The sequence below is a fragment of the Nocardioides mesophilus genome (assembly GCF_014395785.1).
GTDB lineage: Bacteria > Actinomycetota > Actinomycetes > Propionibacteriales > Nocardioidaceae > Nocardioides_B > Nocardioides_B mesophilus.
This window is the reverse complement of record NZ_CP060713.1, coordinates 209,716-225,279: the sequence shown is the minus strand read 5'-3', so window position 1 is coordinate 225,279 and position 15,564 is coordinate 209,716. Positions and strand designations below refer to the sequence as shown.

14 protein-coding genes are annotated in these 15,564 nt (G+C 73.6%); 11 read left to right on the top strand and 3 right to left on the bottom strand.

The annotated features are described in order from the left end of the window. Window positions 1-28: 28 nt before the first annotated feature. The 9 genes from H9L09_RS00980 to H9L09_RS00945 all read left to right on the top strand — a co-directional run bounded on the left by H9L09_RS00980 (window position 29) and on the right by H9L09_RS00945 (window position 9,424). Window positions 29-505 carry a DUF6504 family protein gene (locus H9L09_RS00980; protein ID WP_187578949.1) on the top strand — a complete coding sequence of 159 codons (477 nt, stop codon included), beginning with the start codon at window positions 29-31 and terminating at the stop codon, window positions 503-505. A 10-nt stretch (window positions 506-515) separates the two neighbouring features. Beyond that, window positions 516-980, top strand: coding sequence for an SAV_6107 family HEPN domain-containing protein (locus H9L09_RS00975; protein ID WP_187578948.1), 465 nt, complete (start codon window positions 516-518; stop codon window positions 978-980). Further along, window positions 973-1,332, top strand: coding sequence for a PHP domain-containing protein (locus H9L09_RS21490; RefSeq protein WP_223164169.1), 360 nt, complete (start codon window positions 973-975; stop codon window positions 1,330-1,332). Before H9L09_RS00975 ends, H9L09_RS21490 begins: the two co-directional genes overlap by 8 nt. Beyond that, entirely contained in the window at window positions 1,329-5,087 is a 3,759-nt protein-coding gene (locus H9L09_RS00970; protein WP_223164168.1) for a DNA polymerase III subunit alpha, read from the top strand. Before H9L09_RS21490 ends, H9L09_RS00970 begins: the two co-directional genes overlap by 4 nt. A 39-nt stretch (window positions 5,088-5,126) precedes the next feature. Further along, window positions 5,127-5,909: a methyltransferase domain-containing protein gene (locus H9L09_RS00965; RefSeq protein ID WP_187578947.1), complete on the top strand. Its 783-nt coding sequence runs from the start codon at window positions 5,127-5,129 to the stop codon at window positions 5,907-5,909. Between the two features lie 45 nt (window positions 5,910-5,954). After that, window positions 5,955-7,184, top strand: coding sequence for a DNA polymerase IV (gene dinB / locus H9L09_RS00960; protein ID WP_187578946.1), 1,230 nt, complete (start codon window positions 5,955-5,957; stop codon window positions 7,182-7,184). A gap of 321 nt (window positions 7,185-7,505) precedes the next feature. Then, window positions 7,506-8,102, top strand: coding sequence for an RsiG family protein (locus H9L09_RS00955; protein WP_246456183.1), 597 nt, complete (start codon window positions 7,506-7,508; stop codon window positions 8,100-8,102). Continuing rightward, window positions 8,099-8,833, top strand: a complete 735-nt coding sequence (locus H9L09_RS00950) for a FliA/WhiG family RNA polymerase sigma factor (protein WP_187578945.1) — start codon at window positions 8,099-8,101, stop codon at window positions 8,831-8,833. The genes H9L09_RS00955 and H9L09_RS00950 overlap by 4 nt, the downstream gene beginning before the upstream one ends. Before the next feature lie 144 nt (window positions 8,834-8,977). Next, on the top strand, window positions 8,978-9,424 hold the full coding sequence (locus H9L09_RS00945) for a DUF3040 domain-containing protein (RefSeq protein ID WP_187578944.1): 447 nt from the start codon (window positions 8,978-8,980) through the stop codon (window positions 9,422-9,424). Between the two features lie 17 nt (window positions 9,425-9,441). Here H9L09_RS00945 and H9L09_RS00940 read toward each other — a convergent pair whose 3' ends face one another. Genes H9L09_RS00940 through H9L09_RS00930 form a run of 3 tightly spaced genes read right to left on the bottom strand, consistent with a single transcriptional unit; the run spans window position 9,442 to window position 14,301 of the window. After that, window positions 9,442-11,985, bottom strand: coding sequence for a transglutaminaseTgpA domain-containing protein (locus H9L09_RS00940; protein WP_187578943.1), 2,544 nt, complete (start codon window positions 11,983-11,985; stop codon window positions 9,442-9,444). Then, window positions 11,982-13,265, bottom strand: a complete 1,284-nt coding sequence (locus tag H9L09_RS00935) for a DUF58 domain-containing protein (protein ID WP_187578942.1) — start codon at window positions 13,263-13,265, stop codon at window positions 11,982-11,984. The genes H9L09_RS00940 and H9L09_RS00935 overlap by 4 nt, the downstream gene beginning before the upstream one ends. 25 nt (window positions 13,266-13,290) lie before the next feature. After that, window positions 13,291-14,301 (bottom strand): AAA family ATPase, encoded by a 1,011-nt coding sequence (locus H9L09_RS00930; protein WP_187580584.1) that lies wholly within the window; start codon window positions 14,299-14,301, stop codon window positions 13,291-13,293. 462 nt (window positions 14,302-14,763) lie between these two features. Here H9L09_RS00930 and mraZ point away from each other — a divergent pair, with 462 nt between their 5' ends. Continuing rightward, a complete protein-coding gene (mraZ, locus tag H9L09_RS00925) occupies window positions 14,764-15,192 on the top strand; it encodes a division/cell wall cluster transcriptional repressor MraZ (protein WP_187578941.1) in 429 nt (142 codons plus the stop codon). Window positions 15,193-15,411: 219 nt separating this feature from the next. Further along, complete coding sequence (locus H9L09_RS00920; protein ID WP_187578940.1) at window positions 15,412-15,564, top strand: hypothetical protein; 153 nt, start codon at window positions 15,412-15,414, stop codon at window positions 15,562-15,564.

Below are 15,564 nucleotides of genomic sequence, written 5' to 3'. Positions count from 1 at the left end.
GGTCGAGCCGAGACGAGCGGAGGGTGCGATGCGACGTTACGACGACCCCGTGGAAGTGCGCCGGGGCATGGTGGCCGGGCCGGGCGGCCGGCAGGAGGGGCCCGAGCAGTTCCTCTGGAAGGGACGGCTGTGGAAGGTCTGCGAGATCGAGGCGCACTGGGTGGAGACCGGCCCGTGGTGGCAGTCCGGTGGGGTCCGTGCGGTGCTCGGCTCTGACACGGACACGGACATGGACATGGACATGCACACGGAGTCGCGTCCGGCCTCGGGCTCCGGGTCCGCGGGTCCGGGCGGGGGGCCGTCGCGTGACCTGGCCGCCCGTGACCTGGCCGCCCGTGACCTGGCCGCCCGTGACCTGGCCGCTCGTGACCTGGCGGCGGAGCGGGAGATCTGGCGGGTCGAGGCGGCCCGCGGCCTGGCCGCCGCGGGAGCAGGTCGCGGCGTCTTCGACCTCACCTTCGACTGGGCCTCGGGCAGCTGGCTGCTGACCCGGTGCGCGGACTGAGGAGACCGTGATGACCACCTCGACGCTGCGCCCCTTCGACGTCCCGGCTGCCAGCCACGCCTACCTCGCGCTCTCCGCAGCCTCCCTCCGGGAGGCGATCACCACCACCGAGGTGCCGCTGCGCTACGCCTCGGCCCACGTGGCGGCGCTGCGGGCCACCGCCGCGCTGCTCGCCGCCCGGGCCCGGCCGAGCCGTCGTCCGTCCCGGGGCCGGCCGGTGCAGCGCAACGCCTGGCTGCTGCTGGCCGAGGTCGCCCCCGAGCTCGCCGAGTGGGCGACGTTCTTCTCGGCCGGGGCGGCCAAGCGCGCGGCCGCCGAGGCCGGCTCGGTCCGGGCCGTCACCGAGCGGGAGGCCGACGACCTGGTCCGCGACGCCGACCGGTTCCTGGCCGTGGTCGAGGAGTCCCTCGGCCTCGTCCGGCACCTGCCCGTCCCCGAGCACCTGCCCTACGCGCCGGGGAGCTCCGTTGCCTGATCCGTTCGTCCATCTGCACGTGGCGTCGGGCTACTCCCTCCAGTACGGCGCCTCGCACCCCCGCACGCTGGTCGAGCGGGCCGTCGAGCACGAGATGGACACCTTGGCGCTCACCGACCGCGACGGCACCTACGGGGCGGTCAAGTTCGCCAAGGCCTGTCTCGAGGGCGGGATCCGTCCGGTCCTCGGCGTCGACCTCGCGATCGCCCCCTCCGGCCTGGTCCCCCCGGCGTCCGGGGGTCGGGTGACCGGACCGGCCGTCCCGGCGCCGGCGGGGCCGGGCGGGCCGGCGGGGCCGACCGGACCCCGGTGCGGGGCGGGGCGTTCCGTGACGCCCGGCTGCCGCGGGTGACCTTCCTGGCCGGCAGCAAGCGCGGGTGGGCGACGATCTGCCGGTTGGTCTCGGCCACCCACCTCTCCGGGGAGCGGGGCACGCCGGTGACCACCCTCGAGCTCGTCGCCGAGCACCTGCAGGCCGGCCGGGACGCCGACGTCCTGGTGCTGCTCGGCCCGGCCTCGGAGCTCGGCCGGGCGGCCACGCTCCGACGTGCCGACCTGGGCCGGGCCGTGCTGCAGCGCTGGCGCAGCGTGGTCGATCCGGCCGACCTGCTGGTGGAGGCGGTCTCGCACCGGCTGCCCGGCTCGGGTCCCGGGTCCTCCCCGCACGCGGCCCGGATGCTGGGGCTGGCCCACGAGCAACGGCTGGGCGCCGTGCTCACCAACGCGGTGCGCTACGCCGACCGGGCCGACGCGCCCACCGTGGACGTGCTCGACGCGGCCCGCCGGCTGGTGCCGCTGGACCTTCGCCACGTCGACCGCCGCAACGCCGAGGGCTTCTTGAAGTCCGGCAAGGAGATGGCTGAGGTCGCCGAGGAGATCTGCCGGTTCGCGGGGCTCGAGGGGGGCGAGCGGGCGGCGCGCGACCTGGTCTCCCGGACCCGCCTGGTGGCCGACCGCTGCGCCGTCGACCCGCGCACCGACCTGGGGCTGGGGGAGGTGCACTTCCCGGAGTTCGACCTGGGGCCCGGGTCGGCGGCCCGCTCGGCCGACCAGCTGCTGCGGGCACGGTGCGAGGCCGGCATCGGCCGGCGCTACGGCACCGCCCCCCGGCAGCGGATCTGGAAGCGCCTGGACGACGAGCTGCAGGTGATCACCGGGCTGGGCTACGCCTCCTACTTCCTCACCGTCGGCGACGTCACCGACCTGATCAAGCAGATGGGGGTCCGCTGCGCCGCCCGCGGGTCGGGGGCCGGCAGCCTGGTCAACTACCTGATCGGGATCTCCGGGGTGGACCCGCTGCGCCACGGCCTGCTGATGGAGCGGTTCCTCTCCCCGCTGCGGCAGGCCCTGCCCGACGTCGACGTCGACGTCGAGTCCGCGCGCCGGTTGGAGGTCTACGAGGCGGTCCTGGACCGGTACGGCGGCGAGCGGTGCGTCTGCGTCTCGATGATGGACACCTACCGGGTCCGGCACGCCGTGCGGGACGTCGGCGCGGCCCTCGGCATGCCGGCCGGGGAGGTGGACGCGATCGCCAAGGCGTTCCCGCACATCCGCGCCCGGGACGCCCGGGTGGCGTTGCAGGAGCTGCCCGAGCTGCGGGCCTCGGGTCTGGCCGAGGAGCGCCTCGACCTGATGTTCCGGCTGGTGGAGCGGCTCGACGGGCTGCCGCGGCACATCGCGGTGCACCCCTGCGGCGTGCTGCTCTCCGACGCCACCCTGCTGGACCGGACCCCGGTGGAGGCCTCCTACGCCGGCTTCCCGATGAGCCAGTTCGACAAGGAGGACGTCGAGGACCTCGGGCTGCTCAAGCTCGACGTGCTCGGCATCCGCATGCAGTCCTCGATGGCCCATGCGGTGCAGGAGATCCAGCGGGTCGACGGCGTCGCGCTCGACCTCGACGACGAGACCGACGTGCCCTTCGACGACGAGCCGACCTACCGGATGATCTCCACCGGCAAGACCCTGGGCTGCTTCCAGATCGAGTCCCCGGGGCAGCGCGAGCTGGTCGGGAAGTCCGGCATCGAGACCTTCGAGGAGATCATCACCGACATCTCCCTGTTCCGGCCCGGCCCGGTCAAGAGCGACATGATCACCCCCTACCTCAACGCCAAGCAGGGGTGGCGGATGCCGCAGTACCTCCACGAGGACCTGCGCCCGATCCTGGGGCAGACCCACGGCGTGGTGGTCTTCCACGAGCAGGTCATCGAGATGATCGCGCTGTTCACCGGCTGCACGCTCGCCGAGGCCGACGAGGCCCGGCGCGCCCTCGGGGACGTCGAGGGGATGGCCGAGACCAAGCTGTGGTTCTTCCCGCGGGCCATGGGGCGCGGCTACTCCCGGCGGGTGGTCGAGGAGATCTGGAAGGTGCTCGAGGCATTCGCGTCCTTCGGCTTCTGCAAGGCGCACGCGGCCGCGTTCGCGTTGCCCACCTACCAGTCGGCCTGGCTCAAGGCGCACTGGCCGGCGCACTTCCTGTCCGGGGTGCTCACCCACGACCCGGGCATGTATCCCAAGCGGCTGATCCTCGACGACGCCCGCCAGCTCGGGATCGCCGTGCTCGGCCTCGACGTCAACGCCAGCGAGCAGACCTTCGTGGTGGAGAAGGTCGGCGTGTACGACGAGCCGCCGCCGGAGGTGCTGGGGCTCGCCCCTCGGCAGGCGCCGGGGCCCGACCTGCCGGACGGCCGGGCCTACGGCATCCGGCTCGCGCTCTCGGAGGTCAAGGGGATCTCCGAGGCCGAGGTGATGCGGATCGTGGCGGCCCGGCCCTACCACTCGCTCACCGACTTCTGGCACCGCGCCCGGGTCTCCCGGCCGGTCGTGGAGCGGCTGGTGCTGGCCGGCGGCTTCGACTCCGTCTACGGCATCGGCACCGCGCTGCACGGGCTCGGAGCCGTGGGGGTGCAGCGCCGCGGCAAGGTGACCCGCCGCGACCTGCTGCTGCAGGTGGCCGACCTCGACCGGCACTCCCGGGCCGTGGACCGCGCGAGCAAGGGCCGCAGCCGGGGCCTGACCGGAGCCTCGCGCGGCCCGGCCGCCTCGCGCCCCGGGGGTGCGGGGGGACCGGCTCCGACCGGGTCGGGCTCGGCGACCCGGGCGGCGCAGGCCGCGGCGCGCAACAGCAGCGACCCTCTTGTGCGCGACAGCGCACGTCAGGCGGAGGGGCGCGACAGCGCACGTCAGGCGGAGGGGCGCGACAGCGGACCTCAGGCGGCGGGGCACGAGACGGTTCCCGGGGCCCGGACCGGTGTGTGGGCGCAGGCGACCGGGCAGTCACGGGCGACCCGGCCGGCGGCGCCGGTCACCTCCGTCCAGCTCGCCTTCGACCTGGGCGACAGCCCGGTCGACGGGGAGGTCAGCGGGCTGCCGGAGATGAACGCGACGGAGCGGGTCCAGGCCGAGCTCGAGGTGCTCGGTCTCGACGTCAGCAGCCACGTGATCGACTTCTACGACGGCTTCCTCGACGAGCTCGGGGTGACCCGCTCGGCCGACCTGCTGCACCGGCGCAGCACCTCCGAGCTGCTGGTGGCCGGGGTGAAGGTGGCCACCCAGACCCCGCCGATCCGGTCCGGACGCCGGGTCGTCTTCCTCACCCTGGACGACGGCACCGGCCCGGTCGACGCCACCTTCTTCGAGGACGCCCAGGGCCCCTATGCCGCGACGGTCTTCCACTCCTGGTTGCTGGTGGTGCGCGGGGTGCTGCGCCGCACCGGCCGGCACGGCGTCTCGCTGCGGGCCACCGGCGCCTGGGAGCTCCCGGTGCTGCACGAGCTGTGGCAGCAGGCTGAGCCGGGGCAGGGGATCAGCGCGGTGCGCGACTTCCTCGACCGGGTGCCGGAGGGCTTCACCGGGGTCGGGACCGAGGAGGCGGTCCAGGGAGCGGCGGAGAGCCGGTCGACGCGTCCGGTGATGGCCAGGCCCGACGCCGGCAACCGGTCCCCGGGAAACGCCGGCGGGATGGGGCGTCGCCGGGTGCTCGTGCACTCCAGCGGTTTCCGGATGTCGCCCTACGCCGACATCAAGCCGGCCGGCGAGGACGCCAAGCAGGCCACCCGCAACGCGCCGCGCAAGCTGTGGCACTCCTCTCCGGGGAGCTCCGGTGCCTAGCCCGGCCGGGCGCGCGGGTGGTGCCCTAGGGTGGGCGCCATGTCGGGAGACCAGCCGCCCAGCCGATCGCAGCCGGTCCACCGGCGCAGTGCCGCACGCACCGCCGTCGTCTGGGACGCCGTGCAGGAGCTGCTGGCGTCCGGCGAGCCGGCCGGACCGGTCGCCGTCGTCGACATCGGCGGCGGCACCGGAGGTTTCGCGGTGCCGGTGGCCGCTCTGGGGCACCGGGTCACGGTCGTCGACCCCAGCCCCGACGCCCTGGCGATCCTGGGCCGCCGGGCCGAGGAGAGCGGCGTGGCCGACCTGGTCACCGGCCAGCAGGGCGACCTCGGCACCCTGGCCGACCTGCTGCCGGCCGACAGCGCCGACGTGGTGCTGTGCCACGGGGTGCTCGAGCTCGTGGAGGACCCGGCCGTCGCGCTCGAGGCGATCGCCCGGGTGCTGCGCCCCGGTGGGTTCCTCAGCCTGCTGGTCAGCCAGCGGCACGCCGCCGTGGTGGCGCGGGCGATGGCCGGCCACTTCGGTCAGGCCCGGGCCCTCCTCGAGGAGCCGGGCCCCCGCGCCGGGGACCGCACCTCCGAGGTCGGGAGCGGACGGCACCGGTTCACCGCCGAGGAGCTCACCTCGGTGCTGGACGCCACCGGCTACGACACCGTGGCGCTGCACGCCGTCCGGGTCTTCGTCGACCTGGTGCCCAGCTCCCTGGTCGATCTCGAGCCCGGGGCGGCCGAGCGGCTCGTCGAGCTCGAGCAGGCCGTGGCGAGCCGGCCGGAGTACCTCCCGCTCGGCACCCAGGTGCACGCGCTCGCCCGACGCCGCTGACCCGAGCGCTGACCCGACCGCTGACCCGAGCGTCAGGGGGGTGCGATGAGTGCCGCCCTGCCCTCGCCGGACTGGTCGTGGGAGCACGCCTCGCGTGAGTGCCCGATCCTGCACGTCGACATGGACGCCTTCTACGCCTCGGTGATGGTCCGCGACCGTCCCGACCTGCAGCAGGTCCCGGTCATCGTCGGCGGCGGCCACCGCGGGGTCGTGCTCTCGGCCAACTACCTGGCCCGCGAGCACGGCGTCCGCTCGGCCATGCCGATGACTAGGGCCCGGCGGCTCTGTCCGCGAGCCGTGGTCGTGCAGCCCGACTACGACACCTTCAGCGCGGTGTCCGCCTCGGTGATGGAGACCTTCCGCCAGGTCACGCCGGTGGTCGAGGTGATCTCGCTCGACGAGGCCTTCCTCGACGTCTCGGGATCGGTGCGCCGGCTGGGCTCGCCGTACTCCATCGCCGAGCACCTGCGCGCCCGGATCCACGACGAGCAGCAGATCACCTGCTCGGTCGGGGCGGCCGCCACCGTGGCGACGGCCAAGATCGCCTCGCGACGGGCCAAGCCGGACGGCATCCTGGTGGTCCCGCCGGAGGCGGTGACGACCTTCCTGCACCCGCTCGACGTCGGCGAGCTGTGGGGAGTGGGGGAGAAGACCGCCCAGATGCTGCACCGGCTCGGACTGATGAGCGTCGGCGACGTCGCGCACACCCCGCTGCCGACGCTCCAGCGCGCCGTCGGCCACGCGTTGGGCCTCCAGCTGCACCACCTGGCCTGGGGTCAGGACCGCCGTACCCTCACGCCGCGACGGGGACCCGACGAGCCGGACAAGAGCATCGGCGCCGACGAGACCTTCGGCCGCGACACCGACGACCGCGAGGTGATCCTGCGAGAGCTGCTCCGGCTCTCGGCCAAGGTCGCCGGCCGGATGCGGGCCGCCCGGGTGGCCGGACGCACCGTCACGGTCAAGGTGCGGTTCGCCGACTTCACCACGATCACCCGCAGCAAGACCACCGCCGAGGCCACCGACGTGACCCAGGAGATCTACCAGACCGCGGCCGACCTCTTCCTCGCCCTGGGGCTGCAACGGGCCCGGGTCCGGCTGGTCGGGGTGCGCGTCGAGGGGTTGATGCCGCGCGAGCGGGTGCAGCGCCAGCTGGTGCTCGGCGCCCGGGAGCGCGGCTGGTCCGAGGCCGACCGGGCGGTCGACCAGGCCGCCTCGCGGTTCGGGGCCCAGGCAGTGCGGCCGGCCTCGCTGCTCGGCGGGGGACGTCCCTGACTCACGGACAGACATGGGTACGGCCCCCGGTCCGTCTCGAGATCGGACTGGGGGCCGTACGCGCCGGGGCATCGGGGGGCAGATGCGCCAGCTCCGCGTTCAGCAGGGGGGCTTGCCTCCCGCGGGGTGGGTACTGGGTCGTCCAGCTGCCCCGAAGGACGCACTGACGATCAGTCACCCGAAGCATCGACGTCCGGCGAAGGCGGCTTTATAGTCAGAACGGACTATTTCCTCACCCACCCGGACGGACCTACGCCGGTTCGATCCCCGCTCGCCCCAAATGGTGGAATCGTTCCACCTGTTCGGTCATGCTGGACTGACATGACATTTTTCGACGCGAGCGCCGACGTCACGAGCACGAGGACCGGGGAACCGAGCATGGGACTGCACGGAGCGAGGGACCAACGGGTCCCGCTGCCTGCCGTCGACACCTCACCCCGGCACTGGTCCGAGCTGTCGCTCGACGGGCTCCGCGCCTACCGGCGCACCCTCGCCGACGAGGAGGAGAAGGTCTCCTACTGGCGGCGGCTGGTGCACGCCCGCATCGACGTGCTGGAGGCCGAGGCCCACCACGAGCGTCCGCTGACCATCGAGGAGCTGGTCCGGGTCCTCGGCGACACCGGGGCCGGCCACGGCCGCACCGCCCTCGTGAGCGTCCAGGCCGCGGAGCCGCTGCCCGACCTCCCCGTGCTCCAGGAGATGTGGGTGACCGAGCTCGACCCGCACGACGCGGACGCGGTGGCCGAGGCCGTCACCCGGCTGCGCACCGCGGAGCAGCAGCTCACCGACTACCGCCGCGCGCTGCACGAGCGGCTCGACCAGGCCACCCAGGAGCTGATCGACCGCTACCGGCAGGACCCGGTCTCCGCCCTCGTCGCGTTCACCCGGCCGCACACCCGCTCGGGAGGAGTGCGATGACCCCGCCGGACCGCGACGACTCGGTGCTCCTGGTCTGGAAGGAGTTCCAGCAGACCCGGGACGCCGCCCTGCGCAACCGGCTGGTCATGCAGTACGCCCCGCTGGTGAAGTACGTCGCCGGCCGGATGCGGGCCCGGCTGCCGGAGTCGGTCGACCAGGACGACCTGGTCTCCGACGGGGTGCTCGGCCTGATGGATGCCATCGAGCGCTTCGAGCCCGCCCGAGGACTCACCTTCCAGACCTTCGCGGTGCCCCGCATCCGCGGCGCGATCATCGACGGCATGCGCGCGATGGACTTCGTGCCGCGCTCGGTCCGCGACAAGATCCGGGCGATCTCCCAGGCCCAGACCGCCCTCGAGGCGCGGCTCGGCCGGCTCCCGGAGGACCACGAGGTGGCCGGCGAGACCGGGCTGCCGCTGCAGCAGGTGCGCGACCTGCTCCGCCAGGCGTCCGGCAACCACGCCAACGTCGACGACTTCGACCTCGCCGACGAGCTGTCCACAGCCGGCGAGTCCCGGGTGGAAGCCGGCGACGACAACGTCTCGCTGATGAAGGTCGTCGACCAGCTCTCCGAGCGTGACCAGGTGGTGATCGCGCTCTACTACTACGAGGGGCTGACCCTCGCGGAGATCGGCCAGGTGCTCGGCGTCACCGAGTCCCGGATCAGCCAGGTGCACAGCCGGGCGACCGCGTCGATGCGCGCCAAGCTGCTCGCGCTGGAGACCGTCTGAGCGAACACCGGTTTGCTCCGGCCCGGGAACGGTCATACATCGAGAGAGCCGGACCGTCCGGGACCAGGAATTTTCCGGGCTCCGCTACCGCCTCTCGATCTGGCTGCCTAGACTGAAACCACGAACCCTGGCGGGAGGGAAACAGTGCCGCTGTCCGAAGAAGAGCTGCGTCTGCTCGAGCAGATGGAAAAGGCGCTGGTCGCCGAGGATCCCAAGCTCGCCTCGACGATGCGAGGAACCACGCTGCGTCGGCACGCCCGTCGGCGCGCCTACATCGCGGCCGGAGCCTTCGTGGTCGGCGTGGCGGTCCTGATGACCGGCGCTGTGCTCAGCAACACCTACGTCGGGATCGTGGGGTTCGTGCTGATGCTCGGGTCGGCGTACGTCGCCCTGAGCTCGTGGCGGCACCAGGCCGCGGGCCCCGACGCCCCGGACGCCACCGACCCGCACGCGCCCTTCACGCTGATCGACGGCGGCCGCAGCCGGTCCCGCCGGCGCAGCCCGCGTGGCCGCTCCGCCTCCTCGGGCGGCTCGTTCATGGAGCGCTTCGAGGAGCGCTGGCGGCGGCGCCGCGACCAGAACGGTCTCTGAGCCGGCATCTCCCGCCCTCACGCACGCGGTCGACCCCGACCGCGTGCGTTCGCCGTCTCCGCGTGATCACCGCCCGGACGGTCGTGGGCCCGGGCGGGCAGCCGCCCGGTCGCGGACCGGTCGCCCCGGCCCGGGCCGGTCCGGTCAGCCGGCGTGGTCGACGCCCGGCTCGTCGAGCAGCGAGACGCCCCGCGGCACCCTGGTGCGCCGACCGGTCGAGGCACCGCGCACCAGCGAGACCGGCAACCAGGTCGCCCGGGTCCGCTGCCGGCGGCTGGCGCCCGCAGCCATGGCCTCGGCGCAGAGGTCGAGGTCCTCGCGGACCTGCTCCTGCGCGGACGTCGACTCCGGCACCGACCGGGCGTAGCGCGCGCGCTCCAGCTGGTGCACCAGCCGCTCGAGCGCCTGGGCGGCCTCCGGGTTCGCCGCGGCCCCCGCGCGGGCGCCCGGGTGAAGGCGTCCTCCTGCTGGCCGGGGCGGCCGAACGACGCGACCAGGTCCCGGGCCCGGGCGCGCAGCGTGCCGCGGTCGTCCCAGGCGATGCCGAGGTCCAGGGCCGTCGCCCGCAGCTCCGCCCAGGCGGTCTCGGCCAGCTCCCGGGGCGTGGCGACGCCGGCCCAGCGGCGCCGGCGTACGGCCGAGCGTGCCAGCCGCGGGGTGACCGCCAGGAGTGCGGCGAGCACCAGCACGCCGAGGCCGACGAGCCAGTCGGCCGGGCCGCTGCCGTCCCCGCCCGCGCCGGCGGCCCCGGCGTCGGTCGAGGCGGACGGCTCGTCGAAGCGGTTCAGGCTGGGCCGCGGGGCCGCCGCGGAGGCGGACACCTCCGGGTCCTGGGGGAGCGGACCGGTCTGCCGGGTGTAGGCCGGAGCGGCGCCGGTGCGGACTCCGGGCGTCGGCTCGAAGCGGACCCAGCCGGTGCCCTCGAAGTACATCTCCGGCCAGGCGTGCAGGTCGCGCGAGCTGTAGACGTAGGTGTCGTTGCCGACGGGGTCGGGCCGCAGGAACCCGACCGCCACCCGGGACGGGATGCCGATCGTGCGACCCATCAGGGCCATCGCGGCGGCGAACTGCTCGCAGTAGCCGACCCGGCCGCCCTTGCCGGTGCGCAGGAAGGCCTCGAGGTCGTTGACCCCGTTCCCCGAGGGGACCCGGACGGTGGAGTAGCGGAAGCCGCCGTCGACGCGGAACCACCGCTGCAGCGCCTTGGCCGCGTCGTACTTGTTCCGGGTCCCGGCGGTCACCTTCAACGCCAGGTCGCGGACCAGGTCCGGCACGGTGTCGGGGAAGTCGGTGTAGGGACCGAACACCGTCGCCGGCGCCGGGGCGGCCTCGGCCAGCTGGGCCGGGGTCGGCCGCACCTGGATCGCCTCGAGGTCGTAGCGCATGCCGGCGGTGGACTGGGTGTCGGTGGCGCTGATCACGTCGAGCGTGCGCCGGTCGTAGCGCCAGTCGCCGGGGGCGTTGATCGAGTAGATGGGGTAGGGCACCGGCAGCCAGATCGAGGAGAAGTCCTTGCTGATGTCGATGCTCCACCGGGTGGTACGGCGGTCCACGGCGGCGTCGAGGCCGGGCGGCCGGGGCACCAGCCCCGAGGCGCGCTGCTCGACCGGGATCTGCCGTCCCGAGGGGCGCCAGGTCTCGCCGTCGAAGGAGTCGAGCACGCTGATCCGCAGGTAGGTCGGGTCACCCTCCGACGTCCGGACCCGGACCAGGTCCACGTCGGGGCCCTGCACCAGGTCGCGCTTGAGGTCAGCGATCGGGTTCGACAGCGTGACCGGATCCCCGTCGCTGCCGGTGCCGTTGCCGGACCCGAACCACTCGAGCGACAGGGTGGGCACCAGCAGCGGCACCACGACCGCGACCGCGGTGGCGCTGACCCCGATCTTGCGCGCCGAGGACCAGACGGCCTGGCCGGTCACCGTCGGGTCGGTGGTGCCGCGGGCGGAGACCTGCTGGCCCCAGTGGGTCAGCCGCACCGCCTCCTGGCAGGCGATGAGGATCAGGAACATCATCGCCGCGCAGGCGAACTTCACCCAGGGCACGCCGCCGTCGAGGATGCTCACCGGAGCGGTGTACGCCGCCAGCAGCGGCAGGCCGGCCAGCGGAGCGCGCCGGAACCCGCAGGCCAGCAGGTCGACGAGCACCGCGGTGGCGGCGCCGGCGAGCACCAGCAGGGTCGCGAACTCCGGCGCCGACTGCGGCACCGGTGCGGCGTAGGCCTGGGCCGCGTCCGCGCCGGCCGAGAGGAGGGCGCGCACCGCGGTCAGCGACTCCGGTGTCGGCAGCCAGCCGCCGAGTGCCTGCGCCCCGGCCCACCGGTGCTGCAGCCACAGGGCGACGACCAGGAGCTGCGCGACCGGGACCAGGAGGACCGGCACCCGGGTGGCACGCAGCAGCGCGCCCGCGGTCGCCACCAGCAGGCAGACGCCGAGCAGCGGCACCATGAACTCGGCCGGCCGCTCCGCGAACGGGGTCCAGGCCAGCATCGTCACCCAGGTGGTCGCCGCGGCGACGTACGAGATCACCGTGGTGGCCGGCCAGCGCAGGTGCAGGCGGGTCACGAGACGAACTCCGTGCTGTGCGGGCTCTGCCGGGCGGTGCGACCGGTGCGGGCGAGCAGGCCGAGGTCCTGCCAGACGGTGGGGATCGGCTCCTTCGGCCCGGCCGGGACCGCCCGCCAGCCGTGCGCGCCGAGCCACGGGACGGCGTCGGTGGAGCCGCCGGGCCCCCGGTTCCAGGCGGACACGTCGAGCGCCACCGCCATCGCGTTCGCCGCGGAGTGCCGCATCCGGGTCAGCGTCGCCCGGTCGTGGTCCCCGACCGCGCCGAGCACCGCGACGAGCAGGCCGGAGTGGCCGCCCTCCTGCAGCCAGGCGACGTCGAGGCCGGGGCGGCCGAGCTCGGTGACTACGGCCAGCGACTCCAGCAGCGGACCGGTCTCGGCGGCCAGCGAGCCGTGCTGGTGCCACAGCCGCGCGCCCTCGTCGCCGCCGGCGGTGACCAGCCGGACGCTGAACCCGCGCTGGATCAGGTGCACCCCGATCGAGGCGGCCAGGGCGACGGCGTGCTCCAGCGAGGAGCCGGCGCCGGTGCCGCGGTGGGCGATCTTGCGGTTGTCGAGGAACAGCGTCGCCCGGGACTGCCAGGGCTGCTCCTCGCGGCGGACCATCAGTTCACCGGCGTGCGCGCTGCTGCGCCAGTGCACGCGGCGCAGGTCGTCGCCGCGGCGGTACTCACGCACGGTGACGTCCTCGGCGCTGCCGCTGGCGAAGGCCCGCGGCCGGTTGTCGCCCGAGCCGGTCCAGGCGCCCGAGAGCGGGATCGGCGGCAGCGGCGTGACGCGCGGCGTCACCACCAGCGACGACGTGGTCTGGAAGGTGCGGTCCAGCTCGACCATCCCGAAGGGGTCGCTGAGCCGCACCTTCATCGGGCCGATCAGGAACTTGCCGCGGACCTCCGAGCGCACGACGTAGCTCACCGTGCGCTTCCAGCGCGGACCCATCCGGTCGATGACGAACCGGGGCCGGGTGCCCAGCACGTAGGGGATCTGGTCCTCGAGCAGCAGCAGGCCGGTCGGCATCCGACCGTCGTTGGTCAGGTCGAGCGTCACCCGCGTCTGCTGGCCGGCGACCACCTGCGGAGGGGAGACGGTCCGGACCAGGCCGAGCCGGTAGCGGCTGCGGCCCAGGAACCACGCGGTCACCAGCGGCACGGCGACCAGCAGCGCGCCGACCCGGACCAGCTCGTCGTAGCCGAGCAGGACCGCGCAGACGAGGGCGGTGGCCCCGGCGGCCAGGAAGGCCCGGCCCCGGGTGGTCAGTGCGGAGAGCGCCTCGCGCATCCCAGTGCTCCTGTCCGTCCGCTCCTCAGGACCCGCGTCGGCTCTCGGGCATCGCCACGCCCGCGACGATCTGGCGCAACGCGGCCTCCGGCGTACGACCGCTCATCGACGCCTCGACGGTCGGCAGCATCCGGTGCGCCAGGACCTGCACCGCGAGGGCTTGTACGTCGTCGGGGATCACGTAGTCGCGTCCGGCCAGCGCGGCCGCGGCCTTGGCCGCCCGCACCAGGTGCAAGGTGGCGCGCGGCGAGGCGCCGAGCATCAGCTCGGGGGAGCGGCGGGTGGCGGTGGTGATCGCCACCGTGTAGCGCTGGACGGGCTCGGCGACGTAGACGTCGTTGACGACCTCGATCAGGTCGCGGATCTCGGCGGCGTCAGTGACGGGCTCGAGGTCGCCGAGCGGGTTGGAGCCGGTGTGGGAGTTCAGCATCGCGATCTCGGCCGCCTCGACCGGGTAGCCCATCGAGACCCGGGCCATGAACCGGTCCCGCTGCGCCTCCGGCAGGGCGTAGGTGCCCTCCATCTCGATCGGGTTCTGGGTCGCGATCACCATGAACGGCGCCTCGAGGTGGTAGGTGGAGCCGTCCACCGTGACCTGGCGCTCCTCCATGCACTCCAACAGCGCCGACTGGGTCTTGGGGGAGGCCCGGTTGATCTCGTCGCCGACCACGATGTTGGCGAAGACCCCTCCGGGGCGGAACTCGAACTCGCGGCTGTCCTGGTTGAAGATCGAGACGCCGGTGACGTCGGAGGGCAGCAGGTCCGGGGTGAACTGGATCCGGCGCACCGAGCAGTCGATGGAGCGGGCGAGGGTCTTGCTCAGCATCGTCTTGCCGACGCCGGGCACGTCCTCGATGAGCAGGTGGCCCTCGGCCAGGAGCACCACGAGCGCCAGCCGCGCGACCTCGGGCTTGCCCTCGATCACCTTCTCGATGCTGCCCCGCACCCGCGCGGCCACCCGGCCCAGGGTGTCGAGGTCGGCCGGACCGCCGACCGCCCCCGCGCCACGGGCCTGTTCGTGGGTGTCGGGTTCCACTGAGGTCACGCCGTCCTCTTTCTGTTCCGCAGCCCACGGTGGTGGGCCATCCCCCTGATCGGTGGGCTGTAGTCAACCTCATGCCAGGGGCGCTGTCATCGGCACGCGCGAGGGGTGGGCCGACCGTCACCCGATCGTGGCCGGCGGACCCCCTCACCCTGAGTGTGACGCACGGCACCTAGACCGCGCGCGGCATCGCCGCAGCTGCCCGCGATCCCTCCACTGCGCCCCACCGGCGCCCTCCACCCCGCTCCACCACGCCGCCCCGGACCGCAGCGGCCGTGCGCCACCGCGGGCGCCACCGGGCCGACGCGGGTCCGGGGCCTCGCGGCGACCAACGTAAAACCCCGCAGAACCGGGCCGAACTGGTGCGGAAATGGTTGACGGTGGAGTGATGTGGAGTAAGGTGGAGCGCAGTGGAGGAGAAGCAACCTCAACGCGGCGGACCGGGGAGGTGCGGAGATGTTCTTCGGCACCTACACCCCCCGGCTCGACGACAAGGGGCGGCTGTTCCTCCCGGCGAAGTTCCGGGACGAGCTTGCGGAGGGTCTCGTGGTCACTCGAGGGCAGGAGCGCTGCCTCTACGTGTGGTCCATGGAGGAGTTCGGCAAGCTCACCGAGCGGCTGCGTGAGGTGCCGGTCACCAACAAGGCGGCACGGGACTACGTGCGGATGTTCTTCGCCGGCGCCTCGGACGAGACGCCGGACAAGCAGGGCCGCGTGACCATCCCGCCGATGCTGCGGGACTACGCGTCGCTGTCGAAGGACTGCATCGTCATCGGCGCGATGAACCGGGTGGAGATCTGGGACAGCGCGGCGTGGCAGACCTACTCCGAGTCCCAGGAGCAGGCGTTCGCCGACCTGTCGGAGGACGTCTTCCCCGGACTCTGAGCGGCGGCCCGACCAGGGGCCGTGCACGACCACAACTTCACAGGGGCCACGGCAGCAGTCGCAGAACGAGGTCTTGCGTCCGCTCCTCTCTCGACATCTGACACACCTTCCCCGGTGCCAGAGGTCACTTCCCAGGAGGTGGGCGGACGCTGGACCTGGTTCGGCGAAGCAGTCGGGGCCCCTTTCCTTGCACCACACGCGTACTGAGGGGTCGAACCGATGAGCGTCACCTATACCGGAGCAGCCTCCGGGAGGCCCGTGCGACGGGTCCGTCACGAGGTGAAGGACGGGATGGCCGTCATCGTCTTCTCGGCCGTCTCCTCGACGGCGCTCGCCGGCGTCCTGCTGCTGCTCATCCGGCTGGCGGGCTAG

Excerpts from the sequence above, each read along its gene's own strand:
- dinB (WP_187578946.1), top strand. The coding sequence starts at position 5,955 with ATGAGTGCCGCCCTGCCCTCGCCGGACTGGTCGTGGGAGCACGCCTCG.
- H9L09_RS00965 (WP_187578947.1), top strand. The coding sequence starts at position 5,127 with ATGTCGGGAGACCAGCCGCCCAGCCGATCGCAGCCGGTCCACCGGCGC.
- H9L09_RS00920 (WP_187578940.1), top strand. The coding sequence starts at position 15,412 with ATGAGCGTCACCTATACCGGAGCAGCCTCCGGGAGGCCCGTGCGACGG.
- H9L09_RS00950 (WP_187578945.1), top strand. The coding sequence starts at position 8,099 with ATGACCCCGCCGGACCGCGACGACTCGGTGCTCCTGGTCTGGAAGGAG.
- H9L09_RS00980 (WP_187578949.1), top strand. The coding sequence starts at position 29 with ATGCGACGTTACGACGACCCCGTGGAAGTGCGCCGGGGCATGGTGGCC.
- H9L09_RS00955 (WP_246456183.1), top strand. The coding sequence starts at position 7,506 with ATGACATTTTTCGACGCGAGCGCCGACGTCACGAGCACGAGGACCGGG.
- H9L09_RS00935 (WP_187578942.1), bottom strand. The coding sequence starts at position 13,265 with ATGCGCGAGGCGCTCTCCGCACTGACCACCCGGGGCCGGGCCTTCCTG.
- H9L09_RS00975 (WP_187578948.1), top strand. The coding sequence starts at position 516 with ATGACCACCTCGACGCTGCGCCCCTTCGACGTCCCGGCTGCCAGCCAC.
- mraZ (WP_187578941.1), top strand. The coding sequence starts at position 14,764 with ATGTTCTTCGGCACCTACACCCCCCGGCTCGACGACAAGGGGCGGCTG.